Source organism: Lysinibacillus sp. NPDC096212 (assembly GCF_044763105.1).
In the GTDB taxonomy this organism is placed as follows: Bacteria; Bacillota; Bacilli; order Bacillales_A; family Planococcaceae; genus Lysinibacillus.
Map to the genome: position 1 here is coordinate 285,844 of NZ_JBIWFQ010000004.1, position 20,156 is coordinate 305,999.

General features: G+C 35.4%; 22 protein-coding genes and 1 other annotated feature. Of the genes, 16 read left to right on the top strand and 6 right to left on the bottom strand.

Translation table 11 applies throughout. From position 1 onward, the window contains the following. Positions 1 to 624 precede the first annotated feature (624 nt). From lepB to ACIQ7T_RS06345, 3 genes are all read left to right on the top strand, one after another. Positions 625 to 1,215 (top strand): signal peptidase I, encoded by a 591-nt coding sequence (gene lepB, locus ACIQ7T_RS06335; RefSeq protein ID WP_402869204.1) that lies wholly within the window; start codon positions 625 to 627, stop codon positions 1,213 to 1,215. Positions 1,216 to 1,426: 211 nt separating this feature from the next. Next, entirely contained in the window at positions 1,427 to 1,978 is a 552-nt protein-coding gene (locus ACIQ7T_RS06340) for a DUF6773 family protein (protein ID WP_370083473.1), read from the top strand. Further along, entirely contained in the window at positions 1,944 to 2,138 is a 195-nt protein-coding gene (locus ACIQ7T_RS06345; protein WP_053482180.1) for a helix-turn-helix transcriptional regulator, read from the top strand. The genes ACIQ7T_RS06340 and ACIQ7T_RS06345 overlap by 35 nt, the downstream gene beginning before the upstream one ends. 167 nt (positions 2,139 to 2,305) lie before the next feature. Here ACIQ7T_RS06345 and ACIQ7T_RS06350 read toward each other — a convergent pair whose 3' ends face one another. After that, on the bottom strand, positions 2,306 to 2,899 hold the full coding sequence (locus tag ACIQ7T_RS06350) for a YdeI/OmpD-associated family protein (RefSeq protein ID WP_402869206.1): 594 nt from the start codon (positions 2,897 to 2,899) through the stop codon (positions 2,306 to 2,308). Positions 2,900 to 3,170: 271 nt separating this feature from the next. On the opposite strand from ACIQ7T_RS06350, the gene ACIQ7T_RS06355 reads away from it, so the two are divergent. Continuing rightward, positions 3,171 to 3,920, top strand: a complete 750-nt coding sequence (locus ACIQ7T_RS06355) for a hypothetical protein (RefSeq protein ID WP_370083455.1) — start codon at positions 3,171 to 3,173, stop codon at positions 3,918 to 3,920. Positions 3,921 to 4,032: 112 nt separating this feature from the next. Here ACIQ7T_RS06355 and ACIQ7T_RS06360 read toward each other — a convergent pair whose 3' ends face one another. From ACIQ7T_RS06360 to ACIQ7T_RS06370, 3 genes are all read right to left on the bottom strand, one after another. After that, positions 4,033 to 4,857 carry a DUF4352 domain-containing protein gene (locus ACIQ7T_RS06360; protein WP_402869208.1) on the bottom strand — a complete coding sequence of 275 codons (825 nt, stop codon included), beginning with the start codon at positions 4,855 to 4,857 and terminating at the stop codon, positions 4,033 to 4,035. A gap of 517 nt (positions 4,858 to 5,374) precedes the next feature. Next, complete coding sequence (gene fumC / locus ACIQ7T_RS06365; protein WP_370083457.1) at positions 5,375 to 6,766, bottom strand: class II fumarate hydratase; 1,392 nt, start codon at positions 6,764 to 6,766, stop codon at positions 5,375 to 5,377. 381 nt (positions 6,767 to 7,147) lie between these two features. Then, entirely contained in the window at positions 7,148 to 7,363 is a 216-nt protein-coding gene (locus tag ACIQ7T_RS06370; RefSeq protein ID WP_370083458.1) for a hypothetical protein, read from the bottom strand. Positions 7,364 to 7,591: 228 nt separating this feature from the next. Then, positions 7,592 to 7,791 (top strand) — a binding site (T-box leader). Positions 7,792 to 7,926: 135 nt separating this feature from the next. Between ACIQ7T_RS06370 and ACIQ7T_RS06375 the strand changes: the two genes are divergently transcribed. The 3 genes from ACIQ7T_RS06375 (at position 7,927) to ACIQ7T_RS06385 (ending at position 10,833) form a co-directional block, all read left to right on the top strand. Then, positions 7,927 to 8,652 carry an EamA family transporter gene (locus tag ACIQ7T_RS06375; RefSeq protein WP_402869210.1) on the top strand — a complete coding sequence of 242 codons (726 nt, stop codon included), beginning with the start codon at positions 7,927 to 7,929 and terminating at the stop codon, positions 8,650 to 8,652. A gap of 223 nt (positions 8,653 to 8,875) precedes the next feature. Next, positions 8,876 to 9,613, top strand: coding sequence for an AAA family ATPase (locus ACIQ7T_RS06380; RefSeq protein ID WP_370083460.1), 738 nt, complete (start codon positions 8,876 to 8,878; stop codon positions 9,611 to 9,613). After that, entirely contained in the window at positions 9,610 to 10,833 is a 1,224-nt protein-coding gene (locus ACIQ7T_RS06385; RefSeq protein WP_402869212.1) for a GNAT family N-acetyltransferase, read from the top strand. Before ACIQ7T_RS06380 ends, ACIQ7T_RS06385 begins: the two co-directional genes overlap by 4 nt. A 477-nt stretch (positions 10,834 to 11,310) precedes the next feature. Here the strand turns inward: ACIQ7T_RS06385 and pdxR are convergent, their stop codons facing one another. Continuing rightward, complete coding sequence (pdxR, locus tag ACIQ7T_RS06390) at positions 11,311 to 12,699, bottom strand: MocR-like pyridoxine biosynthesis transcription factor PdxR (protein ID WP_402869213.1); 1,389 nt, start codon at positions 12,697 to 12,699, stop codon at positions 11,311 to 11,313. A gap of 111 nt (positions 12,700 to 12,810) precedes the next feature. On the opposite strand from pdxR, the gene ACIQ7T_RS06395 reads away from it, so the two are divergent. The 7 genes from ACIQ7T_RS06395 to ACIQ7T_RS06425 all read left to right on the top strand — a co-directional run bounded on the left by ACIQ7T_RS06395 (position 12,811) and on the right by ACIQ7T_RS06425 (position 17,413). Continuing rightward, entirely contained in the window at positions 12,811 to 13,251 is a 441-nt protein-coding gene (locus ACIQ7T_RS06395) for a GNAT family N-acetyltransferase (protein ID WP_402869215.1), read from the top strand. A gap of 15 nt (positions 13,252 to 13,266) precedes the next feature. After that, positions 13,267 to 13,695 (top strand): GNAT family N-acetyltransferase, encoded by a 429-nt coding sequence (locus ACIQ7T_RS06400; protein WP_370083464.1) that lies wholly within the window; start codon positions 13,267 to 13,269, stop codon positions 13,693 to 13,695. Positions 13,696 to 14,113: 418 nt separating this feature from the next. Further along, the gene (locus tag ACIQ7T_RS06405; protein ID WP_402869217.1) at positions 14,114 to 14,722 is read left to right on the top strand and encodes a CPBP family intramembrane glutamic endopeptidase; all 609 of its coding nucleotides are present in this window, start codon (positions 14,114 to 14,116) and stop codon (positions 14,720 to 14,722) included. A gap of 254 nt (positions 14,723 to 14,976) precedes the next feature. Continuing rightward, positions 14,977 to 15,162, top strand: a complete 186-nt coding sequence (locus ACIQ7T_RS06410; RefSeq protein ID WP_370083466.1) for a helix-hairpin-helix domain-containing protein — start codon at positions 14,977 to 14,979, stop codon at positions 15,160 to 15,162. Between the two features lie 168 nt (positions 15,163 to 15,330). Beyond that, positions 15,331 to 15,954, top strand: coding sequence for a hypothetical protein (locus ACIQ7T_RS06415; protein WP_370083467.1), 624 nt, complete (start codon positions 15,331 to 15,333; stop codon positions 15,952 to 15,954). A gap of 114 nt (positions 15,955 to 16,068) precedes the next feature. Beyond that, positions 16,069 to 16,587: an RNA polymerase sigma factor gene (locus tag ACIQ7T_RS06420; RefSeq protein ID WP_370083468.1), complete on the top strand. Its 519-nt coding sequence runs from the start codon at positions 16,069 to 16,071 to the stop codon at positions 16,585 to 16,587. Then, entirely contained in the window at positions 16,553 to 17,413 is an 861-nt protein-coding gene (locus tag ACIQ7T_RS06425; protein ID WP_402869219.1) for a hypothetical protein, read from the top strand. Before ACIQ7T_RS06420 ends, ACIQ7T_RS06425 begins: the two co-directional genes overlap by 35 nt. A 103-nt stretch (positions 17,414 to 17,516) precedes the next feature. Here ACIQ7T_RS06425 and ACIQ7T_RS06430 read toward each other — a convergent pair whose 3' ends face one another. Further along, the gene (locus ACIQ7T_RS06430; protein WP_370083470.1) at positions 17,517 to 18,014 is read right to left on the bottom strand and encodes a DUF1648 domain-containing protein; all 498 of its coding nucleotides are present in this window, start codon (positions 18,012 to 18,014) and stop codon (positions 17,517 to 17,519) included. Between the two features lie 91 nt (positions 18,015 to 18,105). Here ACIQ7T_RS06430 and ACIQ7T_RS06435 point away from each other — a divergent pair, with 91 nt between their 5' ends. Both ACIQ7T_RS06435 and ACIQ7T_RS06440 read left to right on the top strand, forming a co-directional pair. Beyond that, the gene (locus ACIQ7T_RS06435) at positions 18,106 to 18,867 is read left to right on the top strand and encodes a sulfite exporter TauE/SafE family protein (RefSeq protein ID WP_370083471.1); all 762 of its coding nucleotides are present in this window, start codon (positions 18,106 to 18,108) and stop codon (positions 18,865 to 18,867) included. Then, on the top strand, positions 18,860 to 19,807 hold the full coding sequence (locus ACIQ7T_RS06440) for a PD-(D/E)XK nuclease family protein (RefSeq protein ID WP_370083472.1): 948 nt from the start codon (positions 18,860 to 18,862) through the stop codon (positions 19,805 to 19,807). Before ACIQ7T_RS06435 ends, ACIQ7T_RS06440 begins: the two co-directional genes overlap by 8 nt. Positions 19,808 to 20,156: the final 349 nt, after the last annotated feature.

Genomic DNA, 20,156 nt, shown 5'->3' on the forward strand with positions numbered 1-20,156 from the left:
AGATACTTTCAGACTTAAAAGTAAACCTTTTGATTGGATAATTGTAGGTAAGTCCAAAAAAGAGACGTATCCTTTTCATCTCAAGATAAATAGGAAGATATGTAAATTTCTTTTTCCCGAAATTCCAGCACTTGTTCCAGCAGTTATAATTTTTTGTGTTTTTATGATAGTGCATATTATCGGTATTAAAGAGTATGTACAATGGTTCTATGTTCTGTGGCTGTTGGATTATTAGCTCCAAAACAATCCCTTATTTGGCGATGAACAAAACAAATAACATTACATAATATAGAAACAAGAAATATTATTAAAAAGGATGATGTATTATTTCTTTAGTAAGAACTGGTACCCTTCCTAACGGAGAAATACATGACGGCTGGGAAGATGTTGATGTTGTTTGGGACATTGATCGTTGGGAGAATGACGGCGGTAGAAGTGTTGGAACGAGTTCGAGGACGTGAAAAGGCAACCTATATTTAGAGGGAGACAAACTTGTCTCCCTTTAAAAATGTACTTTATAGAAATGCACTTTATGTTTTGATTATTTTAGGATTACGAACAGAAAATTGAAACTATTTTCCTTTTTTTACGTATTAATATAAGAGAATACTAGGAGGTGTAATTTTGGAAGAAAAAATACAGGAAAAACAAACTAATGAGTTTGTTGAATGGGTAAAGGCAATTGTGTTCGCATTATTGGTGGCATTTTTAATCAAGTATTTTTTATTTACGCCAGTACTCGTAAAAGGTGTTTCGATGGAGCCGACACTGGTAGACCACGATCGTGTTATTGTTAATAAAATCGGTCCGAAATTTAAGTCAATTGATCGATTTGACATTGTTGTTATTAATAATATTATGATTGACAATGTAGAAGAAAATATTATTAAACGTGTTATTGGTCTACCAGGAGATAAGATCGAGTATAAGGATGATCAATTATACATAAACGGAGAAAAGTACAGTGAACCTTATTTAGATCAGTACAAGAAGGTGTTAAAAGACCCTGGGTCACTTACTTATGATTTTACGCTAGACCAAGACTTAGGTGAAACTACCGTACCTGAAGGGTATTACTTTGTATTAGGTGATAATCGTCGTAAGAGTAATGATAGTAGAAATCCTGAGTTAGGTTTCATCCCTAAAGAAAAAATAATGGGTACAACAAGTATCATCTGTTGGCCGATCGAGCATTTTGACTTCAGATTTAACTGATAGATCGAAAGCTTATAAACTTGATAAAGATAACATGACCACTCCACAATGAGTGGTTTTTTTTGTATTGTCATTTGATCTAGGAGACGGACGCACAGAGGGTATCATTTCATTAATGGAAAATATAATTAACTTAATGCAATATATACATTGCGAAAAGACAAATATTCTGTATAATTAAAATCATAAAAGAAGGGGAGGTAAAATATTGATGTTTTGGAAAAGCAAACATGTCGATGAACGAATTAAAAATCAGCAAAATAAAATTTACAAAGAGATTTTTTTCTTTGTCATAGTAATCTGTTTAATATCGATCCTAATAAAATTCATTACACAGGGAGTGACCTCACAAAATGTAGTAACAGAACGGTTGATTATATTATTCTCAGTTGTTTATTATTGTGGCAGAGCAGCGTATCTCGGCATATTTACTGAAGAAGTAGAGATTCACGATAGTGCAAGTAAATTTAAATTAAGTACTAAACTTATTATTTTCGGTGTGGCTATTGGCATGGTTATTGCAATTATTATGGGTGTTAACAGTGCATTCAACTATGCAGAAAGCACTTCACAAGCAATATATTTTTTCTTTATGGTATTTTTTGTATCACTGTTCATGTACTCACTATTTATTGCCGGAATTTTATTCTTATTTTATGTGCTTGCTAAAAAGAAAAGTGATCGAGTTATTCAAAGAATGTTAGAAGATGAAGATAGTGGTGATCAATGTGAAAAACATACGCTTAAAAATGGCTCGAATTGAACATGATTTATCACAGGGGGAATTGGCTGAAAAAGTGGGGGTTACTAGGCAAACTATCGGTTTGATTGAATTAGGTAAATATAACCCGACTTTGAATTTATGTATTGCTATATGTAAAACGTTAAATAAAACCCTAGATGAATTGTTCTGGGAGGAGTAAATCTGATTGGTTCAAAATGTTAAGTAATGTATTTAAAGAAGAGACTATCAACTAAACAGATAGTCTCTTTTGTTCTTTGGATTTCTAGTACAGCCGAAATAAAAAAGATCGAAGCAATTTGCTCCAACCTTTTTATAACAGAGTTATTTATTTTCCTACGAATAAACCTAATCATTTAATCCTTTACCATCAAGAATGTGTTGCGTGTATTTTTCAATTCTTGACACGCGAGTTTTGGATTGTTTAGGTTGAGAGAAATGTAGAATATATGCTCTTTGTCGTCCTGGCGTCAATTCTTCAAAAGCAGTTTTTAAGGTAGGCACTTCATTGAATTTATTGTGAAGTTCTTCAGGAATTATGTATTCCTTATGCTCTTTCAAGGGTACTTCTAAACCTGCTTTTTCAACTCCAATGGCTTCAAGAATATAATCTTTTATAATGGTTTCCATGCCAACTATTTCTTGAACGTTGGTGAAACGAATTTGGCGCGCTGCCTGTACATTTTCAGTCTGTTGAATTAAAATCCCATTGGCATCCTTTAACAAGGCACCTTTGTGAAACAGAAGCGCACAATAATCTTTAAAACCATGTATTAACACGATGTTTTTTTTCTCAAGCGTGTAACAAGGATGCATCCATTTAAATTCTTCCGTCAATTCACAATCAAGAACGATATTTCTCAACGCAGAATATTCTTCCTGCCACTTTTTAGCTTTACTTAAAAATTCATCAACCTTTGGATTCATTTTGCTATTTGTCATCAAGGAACACCCCTCTACAATTTTTTAATCAGTTGATATTCTCTAATCGATTTATAATAAAACATTAACTGGTGTCATGTCTAGTTAAAAATAGGGAACTAATATCGCTAATTTACAAAGAATTGTGATGAGTTGAAAAAGCCTTTGAAACATGTTTTTTTTGCATATTTTTATTGGTACAACATTGTATTTCTGGTAAAATATTAGAATATTGGTATATAATACTTAAAGGAATGTGTTATTTAAAATAAAGCTAAGTAGGAGGAGAATAATGAGAAAATTTTTTACGGTGTTACTAGCAGCATTTGTAATTGCAGTAGTACATCCAACAAAATCAGAAGCGAAAGTGATGTATGATGGAGCAGAGGTTGTAAAAGACCAAACCGGAAAAATGACCTTTACAAAAGACATTAAGGTGTACAAGAAAAATCCAAATGGTACGTTTGATTCGTTAGTGGTAAAGCGAAATAACTTCTTTAGAACGTATGATATTGAAAAATATGATGGCAAAACGTTCTACCAAATGGGACAATATCGAGTACAAGCAACGGATTTGGTAGTTTTCAAAGAAGTACCAATAAAAATTCGTTCATCTTTCTACAACAATCCAACTTATATATTTATTAATCGTGATAGTAAATCCGCAACTTACGGAATGTGGTTCAATAAAAGTACCAACCCGGGTTTTTCTTTTACAAATAATGGGCAAATACTTTCTTATTGCGGTCCCAATGATGTTAGTTCTAAAGAGTGTATACAGTATCCTGGTACAGATCTTAAAATCGCTGAGTCGAAAAGAAGCGAAAAAGGCGTGCGTTTTGAGCTAACAAAAGATGCAGATTTTAAACAGGATCCAATAAAAGGATCTGCAACGATAAGTACGTTGAAAAAGGGAAGAATTTTAGTTTCAGAAGGTCTTGAAATTAATGGTTATCTAAATGTTACTTGGAAAAAAGATGACGGCAACGAGTCCACTCATTGGATTCCGGTGAATTTATTAAAACCAGTTGGAAATCAGTAATTGGGAAAAGTGTTAATCGATAAATGTCTCATTCACAAACAGGCCCAGGTACTCAATAAATTTTGAGCCTGGGCTTTTTGGTTGTAAATAAATTATTCTTTGAGTGACTTAATTACTTACCAACTGTAAATATAAAAGGTTTAATATCAAGGTTATAGTTATCACTGTATCCTTCTGCATTTACTTGTAATGTAGTTGTTGAAGCATCTATAGCAGGGAATGTGATTACGCCAGAAGATGATACACCAGGAAGTATTTCCGATTGTATGCTAGGTAGATCTGCATCATAATCAGTTTCTTCTTCAAATTGCGTACCATTAGATACTAGTTTTACGTTATGACTAAAAAACGATATTTTATCTTTTGTATTATTTGTAACTGTTAAATATAAACGAGTATGAGGTTTTGCGAATTCAATTTTATCAACCTTTACAACAAAACCATGTTGGTTTATTTCTTCACCGGACGTTAACGTTGCTATTGTAGGTGCAACCGCATCGACATAACTAATTACTTCGATTGATTTCGCTGTAATTAAAGGCGCTACTACACTACCTCCAAGCATATTTTCACCTTTAAATTCATCTTTTACAATTCCATCAATCTTAACATAGTCACCATCATTTACTTCAAAATTAGGGTCTTCGAATGCAACGAGAGTATTATGCTCCGATTTTTGAGGATCAGCGTAAACTTGAAGATATACGCCGTCATCATCTTTTTCAGGAGTAATAAATACTTTACCAATGAAACTATAGTTATAATCTTTGTATTTCTTTGGTGATGTATATAGTTTAGCAATATCCCCATCGCTAATGGTTTTAGCTTCTGCAGATTTTTCAGATGCAGGAACTTTAGTTTTATCCCCATCGCTACTACCACATGCAGCTAAACCCAAAGATAAAACAAGCATAGAACTAAATAGTAATTTCTTCATGTGAAAAACTCTCCTTAAATGTATATATTTGCATGACACTATAAAACTATATCAAATTACCTAGGTAAAGTCAGTAACAAAATGAAAATAAAAACAGACAACTGTAATAAGTTATATGTTTCTAATAAATTCCTATATTATTTCATATGATTAGAAGTAATTCTATTAAACACTTTCAGCTGCATGATGAGGCGGAAGTGTTTTTTGATTTTACGAAACTTAAATTAGGTAATCATAATAATAATGACTGGAAGGATAGAGGTAGATGGTTTTAAAATTTTTGAAATAACAGAGAAAAAAGTTCGCAAATTAATGCCAATTATTGAGGGGATTTAGTCTAGAAAATATGGGAGAAAAACAGTAGGAGGAGTAACGGTGAGGAAAGATAATTCAAATGAAATAATAACTGAACACAAAAACAAAAGGCAGCCATATTAATAAGCTAGCCTTTTGTTTTATCTAAAAACGTTGATATATCAAAGTTTTGAAGATGCTATGTGATTAACTTGCATAACCGTCATTTTACATTTGGATAAATCATCGTCGCAGGATCCACGTATTCATCGAACTGTTCCTCTGTTAGTAAACCAGATGCAATCGCTGCTTCTTTTAATGTTGTGCCTTCTTTATGGGCTGTCTTCGCAATTTTTGCCGCATTTTCGTAACCGATATAAGGGTTTAATGCAGTTACAAGCATTAATGAGTTTCGTAAATTATGGTCAAGTACTTCTTTATTTGGTTCGATACCGACAGCACAATGATCATTAAATGATTTCATTGTGTCTGCAAGTAGGCGAGTTGATTGTAAGAAGTTATAGATAATGACTGGCTTGAAGACATTTAACTCAAAGTTACCTTGGGAAGCGGCAAAGGCAATTGTTGCATCATTGCCAACAACTTGTGTAACAACCATCGTCATCGCTTCACTTTGAGTTGGATTTACTTTACCAGGCATAATGGATGAGCCTGGCTCATTTTCAGGAATCGTAATTTCACCGATTCCTGAACGAGGACCACTCGCTAACCAGCGAACATCATTGGCAATTTTCATTAAGTCAGCTGCAAGAGCCTTTAATGCGCCATGTGCGACAACCGCTTCATCATGACTCGTCAGTGCATGGAATTTATTTGCTGCAGAAGTAAAATGTTTTCCTGTTAATTGACTAATTTCCGCTGCTACACGCTCACCAAATTCGGGATGTGCGTTAATACCCGTACCAACTGCTGTGCCACCAATCGCTAGTTCCTTCATATATTCAATATTTTGGACTATCATTTGCTCAGATTTAGCAAGCATTGCTACCCAGCCACTTATTTCTTGACCTAAAGTTAAAGGTGTAGCGTCTTGTAAATGTGTACGACCAATTTTAATAATATCTTTAAATTTCTCTGCTTTGTCATCAAGAGTAGCTTTTAGTAAACGTAGTCGCGGCAATAAATAATCTTCAACTTTTAACACTGCAGCAATATGCAGAGCCGTTGGGAAAGTATCGTTTGAGCTTTGAGATTTATTGACATCATCATTTGGATGGATGCGTTCAGCTTCTCCAGCATTTTGTAAAAGTTGGTTTGCACGGTGCGCAATTACCTCATTGACGTTCATATTTGACTGTGTACCACTACCAGTTTGCCAAACTACAAGAGGGAATTGATCGTCCCATTGACCCTTTAAAATTTCGTCAGCTGCTTGAACAATCGCATTTGCTTTTATATCTGAAAGCTTACCTAATTTATTATTGGCCATCGCAGCACTTTTCTTTAAAATGGCCATTGCTTGAACTAGCTCAATAGGCATTTGTTCTGTCCCGATTTGGAAATTCTCTTTACTGCGCTGTGTTTGAGCACCCCAAATTTTATCTGCAGGTACTTTAATTTCACCCATAGTGTCTTTTTCAATACGATAATCCATGTAAAACAGCTCCTTTATTTATGTAAATCTCTCCAATAAATTAAACATCCGACGGAGAATTTAACTTTTTTCATCGGGTGTCAAAACATCTGCTGAAAGAAGTTAAAAAACGGATATTCTTAGTCTGATGTAAGAATATCCGTTTGATACATGCTTATTTCAAAAAAATAGGGGGATTCTGAACTAAGCATTTCGGAGTGAAGAAATAATCTATTGATAATGATAATTGTTATCAATTAAAAAGTCAAATACTTTTCATTAAGCTATTTATATAGTTGAGAATAATTCGCAATTATTTTTTCTCTTAGAGTTCGATACCCTCTTTTTTTAAGTTAAAACGCTATCATTAAATGATAGCGTCGGAAGGTAAATAGGGGAGAACTATCTCTTTTTCTTGCCAATTTCTTTTAATGGTTGTTTTTTAGGTATTTTTTCAAAAATGATACTTACCTGATAGTTGTTGTCGTCTATTTGAACAATCTGAACAACTTTTGCTTTACGTCCTTTAATTTTAATGTTCTCTTCGACAGTAGGTAAATTTACGAGCAGCTGACTTAAAACGGACGTCTTGTTTTCATAGAAATGAGTTACAAACATAATTTTTCTCCTTATAAATGTTTTATTGAACCTAGAAAAAACCTTCCTTTATTCCTTATATGTAATGTAAAAGAGACATGGTTTTAATGAGAATGATTAGCAAGGGGAAGGTTTTACTCAATGTATGAAAAGAACCTATAATATAGAACATTTGTTATACTGCTGGGGAACTTATTTTGGATAGTTGCTTGACGAAAAAGTTGAAATGAATTATGATGTATCGAAAATAAATTAACAATGATTGGAAGTAGTAATGAATGTAGTTTGCTTTAGAGAGATGATGGCTGGTGAAAATCATCGCAAATCATTTATGAACTCGTCCATGAGTTTTTATGCTGAATTCAGTAAGCATAGACGGTTGCTACTGTTATAGTAAAGTGAGCTTTCTAGCTAATCAGAGTGGTACCGCGGATAACTTCGTCTCTATATTTATTAGAGATGAAGTTTTTTTATTTGGGAAATTGAAAAACGCTCGATACCTGATCGCTCAAAAAAGAATGAATTGCTTTATCGACAAAATTCTCAGTCTGTGTGTGTTTATAAAAACAAATAGGGGGAAATGTATGGAGATTACTAAAAAACAGGCAACAACAGTGGGATTAGTAGCTCTTGTATTATCAGCACTTTTAACTTCGATAAGCCAGGTTTTCTATGCAAAGCAGGTGCAAGAAGTACCGACATTTTTATTTACTGGTATTAGTTTTTTCATTACTGCTATTTATTTCTCTTTCTTTGCACGCAAGCATAAACGAGCTAATCTGTGGAAGGGAAATATTAATTATGTAGTGAAGTTGAATGTAGCATCCGTGTTAGCATTTATGGGCTTTTATTTTGCTTTAAAATATGTAGAGTCAGCGATTGTAAGTGCACTTGAGATGGGTATTGGACCACTGTTTGTCTTGGTGTTAGCTGTTTTTGCAAAGGAATCGATTCCGAAAGTACAATGGGTAATTGCCACGGGTACATTTCTCGCTTGTACTATATTAATATTAGCGGTTGTTAGTGGGAAATCAGCTGTTCAAATGGACATAACTTTTCCAGTGATTTTAGCATTAATAGCGAGTGTTGGCTGTGGGGTTGGGGCTGTACTTTGTACAATCTATTCTAAGAAATTAAGTGAGGCTGGTTGGACTACTTCAATGATTTTAGCCAATCGTTATTATGGCATAATTTTATTATCTTTTTTCGCGACTTTCGACATATTTTTTAAATATTTCTCGGGAAATATTTCATGGATAATCGCAGTAACGGTAATGGGGTCATGCTTCCAATGTATTTGTTGCAGATAGGCATTCAGTATTGTTCAACTTTGATCGTAATGATGAGTTTATGCTTTGTTCCAATATTCACATTCTTCTTTCAGATGTTTGACTCTAGGTTAACATGGTCACCCATTTCCCTTTTAGGAATAAGTCTATTGTTTATTTTTGGGGTGTGTAGTTTGTATGTGGAAAAAAGGACGGTTTCAGAGTAGCGTAAGCGCGCTATACTAATAGTAAGGGAGGAAACAAAATGTATTTAAAGTCATGTAAGGTATTACAGGGAGAAGTTGAAGTTAAAGATCAATATCCCTTTAATATACCAAGTTTGCAGGATTTACAGGAGCTAGAGTTTCCTACGAACGTAACTTTCTTTGTAGGGGAAAATGGCTCTGGGAAATCAACCCTATTGGAGGCTATAGCTGATCGCTGTGATTTTAATACTGCTGGAGGTGGTCGCCAAAATTTATATGAAGTACATAAAGCGGAATCTGCACTTGGGGAGTTTATCCGTTTATCCTGGTGGCCAAAGGTTTCAAATGGCTTTTTCCTACGTTCAGAAACGTTTTATCAATTTGCGAGTCATATTGATTTGTTAGAGGAACATGACATTAGGAAAAAGTATGCCGCTTTTGGTGGTAAGTCGTTACACCATCAATCACATGGGGAGTCCTTTTTATCACTATTTATGCATCGCTTCAAAGGCAAGGCAATTTATTTATTAGATGAGCCTGAAGCGGCTTTGTCACCAACGAGGCAGCTAAGCTTACTTAAAATTATCAAAGATTTAGAGCATGAGGCACAATTTATTATTGCCACACATTCACCTATTTTACTTGGCTATCCAAATGCTACAATCTATAGTTTTGATAATGGGGAGATTGAATCTATTCGTTATGAGGATACTATACATTACATTGTTACGAAGCGTTTTTTAAATGCACCGGAAACCATTTTTTCAGAGTTATTTGATGAGGAGAGAGAATCATGAATCAACGTAAAGGCTTAGACATGCGAGAAATTCGATTAGATGAAATGGCACAGTTTATTGATTTGCTTAATTATGTTTTTCAAATGTCAATGTCCATTCATAAGGATCGTCGCTTTGTGAATGCCAAAAGTAAACAATTTAATGAGGGACATGCGCTTGGTTGGTTCGACGGCTCACATCTTGTATCTCAAATTTTAAGCCTACCTTTTGAGGTAAATGTTCATGGAAAGATTTATGAAATGGGAGGCATCACTGCTGTCGGAACGTACCCTGAATATTCTGGGCATGGTTTGATGGAGAGCCTTATTATTGAGAGCCTGGAGCGGATGCGAAATGAAGGACAATGTATATCCTATTTATTTCCATATTCTATCCCTTATTACCGAAAAAGGGGTTGGGAAATTATGAGTGATATTGTGGAATTTCAAATCAAAGATACGCAGCTTCCTCGGTATGGGGGCCTAAATGGTAAAATCCGTCGTGTAGATCCGAAGCATGAAGACGTTGTGACTATTTATGCGCATTATTCAAAGAAGACGCACGGTGTCATGGTTCGTAATAGTATCGCTTGGAATGAAAAGTTCCAGGAAGATTTTTGGGAGGAAAAATTTATCGATAGTGATGTGAACCTCCAGGCTGCAGTGTATTATGACGAAGATGATATGCCGCAGGGTTATATGTTTTATCGTATTATGGAGGAAAATTATTACATCGATGAAATTGTCTATTTACAGGAAGAAGCGCGTAAAGGTTTATGGAATTTTGTCTCAGCACATAACTCAATGATTTACAATGTCTATGGTAAAACAACTGGCAATGAAGCCGTTGCCTTTTTATTAGAGGATAGTGAAATTATTCAAAAAGTATCCCCTTATTTTATGGCACGAATTGTAGACGTAAAAGAATTTCTGTTACGTTACCCATTCACGGGAAATGATTTTCAGCTTAGACTCGCTGTTAGTGACCGCATTGTGGCATGGAATAATGGCACATTTGTCATAACGAAGCACAACGGAAATGTCGAAGTTGAAAAGGTGAGTGAGACACAGTCAGAAAATGCTATTCAGCTAACAGTTCAAACACTTGCCACGATGTTACTAGGCTATAAACGACCGAGCTATTTAGAAAAAATCGAGCGTTTACAAGGCAATGCCATTGAAATTGCACTACTAGAGACGGTACTACCAGTAGGCATCCCAACGTTTATTGATTATTTTTAAAAAAATTTATGGGAATTTGTACAGAGACAGCTGTGCAGATTCCTTTTTATGGGTTTAAAAGAAAACTGATCAGGTTAGTGCGAGAACTGATCGGGTCCAAGAGAAAACTGCTCAGGTAAGCGCGAAAACTGCTCGGGGTCCAAGAGAAAACTGCTCAGGTCATCGCAAGAACTGATCGGGTTGAAAAGAAAACTGCTCAGGTAAGCGTGAGAACTGATCGGGTCCAAAAGAAAACTGCTCAGGTCATCGCGAGAACTGATCGGGTTGAAGAGAAAACTGCTCAGGTCATTGCAAAAACTGTTCGCGTCCAAGAGAAAACCGCAATCAGGTCACCCAAAGACTCGCTCGGGTTAAAAATATTTTGGCAATATCGAAAAATGGAGCATACATTTTCTGGAGCGACTTTGTTGAATTTACCTGATGCAACATACGACGATCGAGACAAAGAGTAGCCATAACAATTGCAGTTATGGCTTATTATTCCGTTATCCAAGCTTTTCTTAGCAGTTGTACACCGAGAATGATTTCCTCCATTTTTAATTTACTAAAGCCTAATTGTATAATGGGCACAGAGCTTGGCTGTTGTAGAAAATATGGGCTCGTAGGGTAGACCCTGACTCCGTATTGTTGTGCATTTTGAATGAGCTGCTCTTCTGAAAATTGTGTATACGCCTTGACCAATATATAAAGTCCAGATTGTTCTCCAAGTATCGTAATTTTTTCTCCGAACTGTTTGTTAAGCTCCTCTACAAGAGCATTTATTTTATGTTTATAGGTGATACGCATTCTTTTAATATGCCGTGTCCATTCACCTTGTTCCATGAATTTCGCCATTGTTAATTGATGTAAGGACGAGGCGTTATGTTCGAAATGAGCAAAGCGTTCTTTATATGGCTGTACAAGTGCTTTCGGTAGCACCATATAGCTTAAACGAATAGCTGGTAAAAATGATTTTGAAAATGTCCCCATATATATAACACGTGACTTATCGAGTGAAGCGAGAGCAGGAAATGGCTGTTGCGCATAACGAAATTCACCATCATAATCATCCTCCAGTATATAACCATCAACTTTTTTAGCCCACTGAATTAAAGCTTGCCGCTGCTGAATGCTCATAGAAACTCCGTAGGGAAAATGATGAGAAGGTGTGACATAGAGTAAGCGCGTATGTAAATGCTTTAAATGCTCAAGCCTTACACCGTTTTCTGACACAGGTAAAGTCTCTAACTCAAAGCCATGCAACTTGAACGCTTCACGTGCACCGTTGTAGCCTGGGTCTTCTAAAATAACACTTGGGAAATCCTGCTTTAATAGAAAGCCTAGATAAATTAACATTTGTTGCGTACTACTACCGATAATAATGTTCTCTTCATTTACATGAACGCCACGAGCTTGAAGCAAATAATGCACAAGCTGTTCCTTTAGAAGTGGCTCACCGAAAGGGTCGCCATATTCATAGCACTTTTGTAAAGGTAACACTTGATTAGCCATTTGCCTCCATATTTTTAAAGGAAAATGTTGTTGATCGACAGCACCAGTCCGAAAGTCAATGATGACATCTCCGTTGTTAGTTTTAATTTCTTGAGTAAGGCTTGGCAGTTCCTCCTCCTGAAGAAAAACTTTTTCAAATTCATTTACGAAATATCCCTTTCGTCCTTCACCACGTATGTATCCTTCCGCTACGAGCTGCTCATAGGCAGTTAAAGTTGTATTCCGACTGACATGTAAAGTTTCGGCTAGCCTTCGAATAGAAGGAAGAGATTCATTCGTTGTCAATATCCCTTGTTCGATTAACCATTTGATTTGCTGATAAATTTGTTTATATTTTGCCTCTTCATCTGTAAATAAGAAAATAAAATTCTCCATAAAGTCCCTCCTTGACATGTTGGAATGTAGAGAACTGTTTCTTTTTAAATGTCAGTTAGTTTTTTATCATAATACAAGAATTACATATTAAAAGAAATGGGGGAATAGTTAATGGAGATTTGTCCAGTAACTTTAGCAACAGTTGGAGACGTCGTGCCATTATTTAATGCCTATCGAGAATTTTATGGTCAACCATCAGATTTAAAACAGGCTGAGCAGTTTCTAAAGGAGCGTCTAAATAAGGGGGAGTCGGTTATTTTTCTAGCTTATTTGGATGCGCAGCCAGTTGGTTTTGTCCAGCTCTATCCTATTTTTTCATCTGTTGCAATGAAAAAGGCGTTTATTTTAAACGATTTATTTGTGACAGAGCATGCTAGGAAGCAAGGCGTAGCACAGGACCTAATTGAACAGTGTTATTCATACTGTATACAGAATGATGCACGTTATATTGGGTTAGAAACAGCGACAGACAACGTTCGTGCTCAAAAACTTTATGAGAAGCTCGGGATGAAAATAAATGATGAAGTATTTCATTATATTAAATATTGGTAAGAGGAGGTTCGAATAATGACCATAACAATCAAGCAATTAATAACGCAACAGGAATGGGTGGAAGCATATGATGTTATGGTGCAACTTCGTACGGAATTAACAGTAGAAAAGTACCTTCAATTATTAAAGGAAATGACCCAAGATGGCTATATGTTATTTGCTTTATACGAAAATATGAACATTGTCGCTGTCGCCGGATTAAGTTGGAGAGTCAACTTTTACAGTGAACGCCATATATTTGTCTACGATTTAGTAACGGATGAGGCCCATCGTTCAAGAGGCTATGGTGAAAATTTATTGCAATATCTTCACCAATGGGGCAAAGAAAATGGCGCGCATTATATTGCTTTAGAGTCTGGTATTCAAAGGACTAGTGCGCATCGTTTTTATGAAGATCGATTAGGGTATGAAAAATGGTGCTATTCTTTTCGGAAAGCATTGTGATGAAATATTGAGCGAAATCCGAATAAAGAGTGAAAGCGACTAGATTTTTAGTCGCTTTTTTAAATGCTTATATACTGATTAACATTTAATATTTATTTTTATTGATTAATTTTTTAATGATTATCGTTAAATTTATCTTGATTTCAACTCTGTTGTTTAATATGCTTAACATGAAGAAGGACGTAATATAGAGTACCGGCGATGATTTCCGCATTAAGCAGGGGAAAGCAGGAGTTAGCGGCGCTTTTTGAACATTAAGCGGCGGAAAAGCGGAAGTTAGCGGCGAAGTTCCACATGAAGCGGCGGAAAAGCAAATGTTACCGGCGAACTTCAAACATCAACCAACGATTTCTGGAAAACACCTTAACATCGCTTGTCATTCTTCATGGAAAAAACATTATGAACAGGGGGAAAAGTTATGGTTTTGGAAAGTGCAATAAGTGCAATTATTCAGGTCATTTTATTTTCAGTTATTCCGTTTATTTGGTGGTTTTTCTCAGCAAGAAAGGAACAAACATTTTTAACATGGCTCGGCCTCAAAAAGCCTGTCATTGAAAATAAAGGGAATTATTTTCTATGGTCTTTATTCATTATTATTTTATTATTCGTACCCCTTATTATAATCAGCTATTTCTACCTAGATAGTTCAACCTTAGCGACCAATCGTTTTACAGGACTTAGCTTTTCAGCGCTCATTCCAGCACTTTTCCATTCAATTGTCCAAACGGGGTTGTCTGAGGAGCTGTTATTCCGAGGCTTTTTATTGAAAAGATTCATGCATAAATTTGGTTTTCAAATGGGAAATATCATGCAAAGTTTACTATTTGGCATTTTACATGGATTGTTGATGTTTTCTTTTATTCCTTTTGGAGTTGTAGTATTAGTTGTTATAGCAACTGCATTTGTAGGTTATTTAATGGGGTGGATCAATGAACGAAAATCTAATGGTTCCATCATAACAAGCTGGGGTATCCATAGCATTGTCAATCTGATTGCCGCCTTCATTACAATGTTTAATATGCTCTAAGAGCCTAGCTCATTTGCATTTCATCATGTTCGATTGCATAATAAAGCAGAGAGGTGATTGAAGTGTAGTTTATCGAGCAGGTAGTAAAAGGATGCTTGATTGTCGGTTTTATTATCACCGCAATATGCCGTTATTATCATATAGCATTTACGACTTTTTTTGCTGATTATCATGTCGTCTCACTAGCTATACTATTAATAGGTATTATAGGAACTGAGTTATTCAATAGACGAAAAAAGAAGGGACGAGCATAAATGACGGAATGGCCAAAGGGAGTAGCGAAACCTGCTGTACGTGCATTGAATGCGGCAGGGTATACACAATTAGAGCAATTGGAAAATGTTGATTTATCAACGTTGAAAAATTTACACGGGATGGGACCGAAAGCGCTAGCGGCCATTGAAGTAGCATTGAATGAAGGTAGGAAGCACAGTGAATAAACTGACATTATTTTTATTGGCAATGGTGGTCTATTATATTTTGGTTGTTTTCGTGATTAGTAAGTTATTTATTATTCCTCTCATGAAGTTTATGGCGCTTGTATTTTTCCTTGGAGCTGGCTTTATTTTTTCTCGAAAAATGCGGAAGAAACTACAGTAGGAGGAATTATGAAAATTACAAAACTAGCCATATTTTATTTGTTCATTTTTATTTTAACAATAGTAATATCACTAGCAGGAGTTCCCCTATCCATTACAATCGGCATTATTGCCCTTATTGTGATCGCAATGATTTATAGACATATACATATTTTATTTAGGACAAATAATATGACGATGGTAGATAAACTAGTAAAAGATCGTAAAAATGATCCGTTTTTTACCTATCTTTACGCTGTTGCTTACGGTACAAGGGAAGACCAACTTCACTCATTAGAAACAGTCATCGTAAAATATAAGCAGCCAGCAATGAAGTATAACTATAAATTTATAAAGGCAATGATGGAAGAGAATTTGGAGGAAGCAAAGGATGCGGCCAATAAAATAAATAAAGAGCCTTTAACTAGCTATGCAAAATGTTATATCGCTGCATTTGAAAGACGAACAACTGACATGCGAAGTGATCAGCTTACACAGCCGTGGATGCAGCCAGCAATTGAAGCGGTTTATGCATATAAAATGAAGAATGAAACAGCCCTTCATCATTATGCCGAGGAAAGCATTGAAATGGCTCGTGGTGTACAAAAATATATGTTAATACATACATTTGAAAAAATGAAAACGGATCTGTAAAAATTTTAGGCTACTTGATGCTATATGGTGTCAGGTAGCCTATTTTTCAATTTTTCATTTAAACATACAAATCTTGTTTACTCATTCGTCTAATAAAGTAAGAGAGGTGAGAAAATGGAGTTTGATGAGCTTTATGAACAATATTTTCAATGCATTTATCAATTTATTTACTATATGGTCTCGGATCCAGGTTTAGCGGAGGATTTAACGCAGGAAACCTTTATCCGTGTTTATAAAGGACAATTTAGAAATGAGGCTGCTATGGGCACTTATATAAGGAGAATTGCACGAAACCTTGTCTATGACACCTATAGAAAAAAAGCACTTATTAAATGGCTACCATTTCAAAGAGAACATGAAAAACGGGAGATACAATATGTACCACATGATTGGATCGTGCAGTCTGAGGAGCGTCGGCTATTATATGAAGCAATCCAATTATTAAAGCCTGAATATCGAGAGGTTCTTATTTACAGAAAAATTGAAGAGTTGAATTTAGCCGAAACTAGTGAAATTTTAGGGTGGTCTACAGTGAAAATAGCGAATACACAGAGAAATGCTATGAAGGCTTTGGAGAAAATACTTGGAGGTGATGAATTTGGATTTAAACAATCGACTGAAGGAACTCAATAAATTACCAGAGGATCAGGCTGTAAAGGCCCGTATTTATGAACACATTCACCATAAGAAAAGAAAGGGCTTAACGTTATGGAAGGAAAGTTTTCTACTATTAACGATCGCCATGATTGCTCTATTTTTTATTTTGATTCCACAAAATTCTTCACCGCCTCAAACTGCTAGTCAATCCATCCAAGCGATTTATAAGCATTTCGGAGGAAAAAAAGGGGAATTCTTTGCAAGAAGTTCAAGTTTGTATATATCTGTGAAAAAGGTTGAAGATACATCAGTTTTTAGCTTTTTTGAAGATTTAACACAATATGTCGAAAAGGCAGATGGAAAGTTAGGTAACTATATTACAGATGTAGTTGTTGTAAGAGATCGTCAGGAAGAGCACTATCAGATTTCAGATACAGGCATGCTAAATGTTGATTCTGGCCAGTTTTTTGTTGGGAATTCTGACATGTATGATGAAGTATTTCAAACATTATACTCTGTAGAAACAATACCGTGGATATTTATCCTGCCACTTATTGTGGTAGCTGTAAATATATTCTCTATGTACTATTATAAACGTCATAATCTAGAAGGATCTAAACCATTTAGGCCGATATGGTGGCTGTTAGTACTTGTACTTGCGATGTTTTCAAGCGTTTTTGCTTGGGCAACCTGGGTTGGTCCATTGTATAAGCCATTAATAATTACGTTTGCGCTTTTATATGGTGTCGTTTTTTGGCAGTTCATAATACGAAATGTACAGACATATTCCATATATAAAGTAGAAACAATAAAAATAAGTATTATTAGTGCAACACTTGTATTAATTATTATGCTTTATTAATAGATTTAACAATAAAACCACCTATACCTTTTGCATAAGAGACAATTGCAAATATATAGGTGGTTTTAATTACCCATCAACACAGTATTGAGTGAGGTACGCTTTATTCCTTCTTACTTAATAAAATCCCACGAACGATTCCCATTATTAATATAGTACACAGTACAAATAGAAATAAATAAGCATGCCACTGCTGTAAAATACGATTATGGCCTAAAGCCACTGTTAAGTCATTGAAAAGTGAATATGTAAAGTACAGTAGTATACTATTTTTGATGAGACAAAAAATAATGATCCCATTTTGTCGCTCTGTATGAGATAAGGTATGCTTATTTTTACGTGGGATAGGATAAGCAGCTCTAATCTCTAAGTATTGTAAAAGTAAAAATAGCATGAAGGCAATAAAGGGTAAATAAAAAATAGCGATTTTCGGACCAAATTGCGCATGTTCACTTGTAAAGCTTTGTAAAACTGGTATAGAAGCGGGGAGCTTACTGTATTGGATAAGCGTTGCCGTAATGCCAGCTATAAAAATTGTTGCGACTATTAGCGTTAGTGGCTTACAAAAACGCGGTGTAGGTGTTTTTTGTTGTTCAAGCATTCGTTCACCTCGTAGTTAATCTTAAAAAAAAGCAGTCTGTTATACTGTATCATATGAATACCATCATTTGTGTTATAGAAAGAAGGATTAGATGGAATACTTGTTGTTTTTACTAATAGGCATCACTGGCAACGTCATTGGAACATTAGTTGGAGGTGGCGGGTTAATTACATTACCGACCATGATGCTAATGGGGGTACCGGTCCATTCAGCGATCGGTGCGAATAAGATTTCAAATATGGTCAGTGCTTTTTCAAGCTTCTACACGATTTATAAAAGAAAAGAATTGTCATGGTCAGAAATGCGTTCAGTACTACTTGTTTCTCTAGTAGGTGGTACCCTTGGAGGGCTATTTGCATCGTTTATGAGCAGTCAAACATTGACGTTCATCGCGATTATTTTATTAGGTTTTGCCCTTATTATGTCCTTTATAGGTGGGGCTGAATTTGGAGAAAAAGAAAGTTTTACAATGAATCGCAAAAACGGTCCAATACTTCTTGGTGTTGGTTTTTATGATGGGATGTTCGGCCCTGGGAGCAGTACGCTGGCACTTTATACATATGCTCATGAGAAAATCTCTTATATAAAAGCTGTAGGTCTGTCACGTGTAGGTGTTTTTGCGATGTGTTCAGGAGCCGCAATTACGTATATTGCTACAGGTAAAATTGATTGGCCATTAACCATCGTTTTAATGGTTGGTTCTGTGATTGGTGCGCAAATAGGAATTATCCTTGCAAGAAAGGTTAAGGCAAATCAAGTAAAGTTATTGCTGCGTATTGTGACAATTGTGCTAATAGTACAGCTCTTGTATGATTTTATCAAACAGTTAAAGGGAGGCGATATCCATGTTTGAAATCACACCTTTTCCATCTTTTTCGTGGTCACTGTCACGTCATAAAACGTTAACAAGCTGTGCGCGAAAATATGGCTATGAATATTATTTTTCTCATAATGGCTGGCTAAGTTACAATGTGGAGCCGTATCATCAACATGTCTATCGCTTAAAAAAGCTGCAATCCATGCCGATTTTATTTGGGCAAATTGTCCATCATTTAATAGAGCAATCGATCAATGATTATTTGCAAACCGGCAAGGCGCCGACTGTTGCTGAGCTAGTAAATCGTGCACGTGGCCAGCTTAATGCCGCTTTTATTGATTCTACACGCCATGTAGATTTATGGAGACATAAGCCGAATAAATTTTATATGATGCAGGAAATTTATTACGAAGGGCAGTTAAATCCTGAACTTGTACAGGACTATAAAGAACGAATGACGGCTGTCTTTGACAACTTTCTTAACAGCGAAACGTTCCAGCAAATTACTACGCAAAAAGGATCGCTACGAATTGGTGAGCCTGAACAATTTCGTTCCATGAAAATTGAGGGGATACAAGTTTTCGTCGTAATGGATTTTCATTATTATGATGAGATGGCGGACAAATGGATTATTATCGACTGGAAAACAGGCGGAGAGTCCGATGATGATCGTCAGCAATTAGCGCTCTACGCATACTATATTCAGCAGAAATATCGTGTATCTCTTGACCAGATTGATGTCTATAATGAATATTTATTGACGGGCAAACGAAAAAAATATGCCTTTACAGCATTTGATATGGACAATATTTTACATACGTTTCAGCGAAGTGTACTAGAAATGAAAAAGTATCAGGCAGATATTTTCTCCAATGAACCCGTGGACTTTGAGGATTTTGAGCAAACCCTTGAAAAATGGCATTGTAAAGGGTGTAATTTTAAAGAATTATGTGCGCAGAATTGTGTAGAAAAATGAAGTGAGTGACCAAAAAGTGACCAATTAAATTAAATCATCAAAATAGTCACTAGCTCTATTTATATCTTTACTAGTTAAAAGTCTTTAAATGTAAACCGTCATTTTCATATCAGAGTACCTAGAGATAAGAAATTATTTTAAGGAAAAACACTCTAATTTTGTGATAATACTTCCATTATCACGTTTTTATTGGTAGTATATTGGATTGTTAGTATATTATACTAAGAAATTGTGTTTTCTACAATAAAGCTGAGAAGCCCAGTGGTGATATGTCAACCATAAAAAACATCGGAATTGGAAATTCTTAAGCTACCAAGCATCTAAAAAACTGTTTTTAAGCGTACTCAAA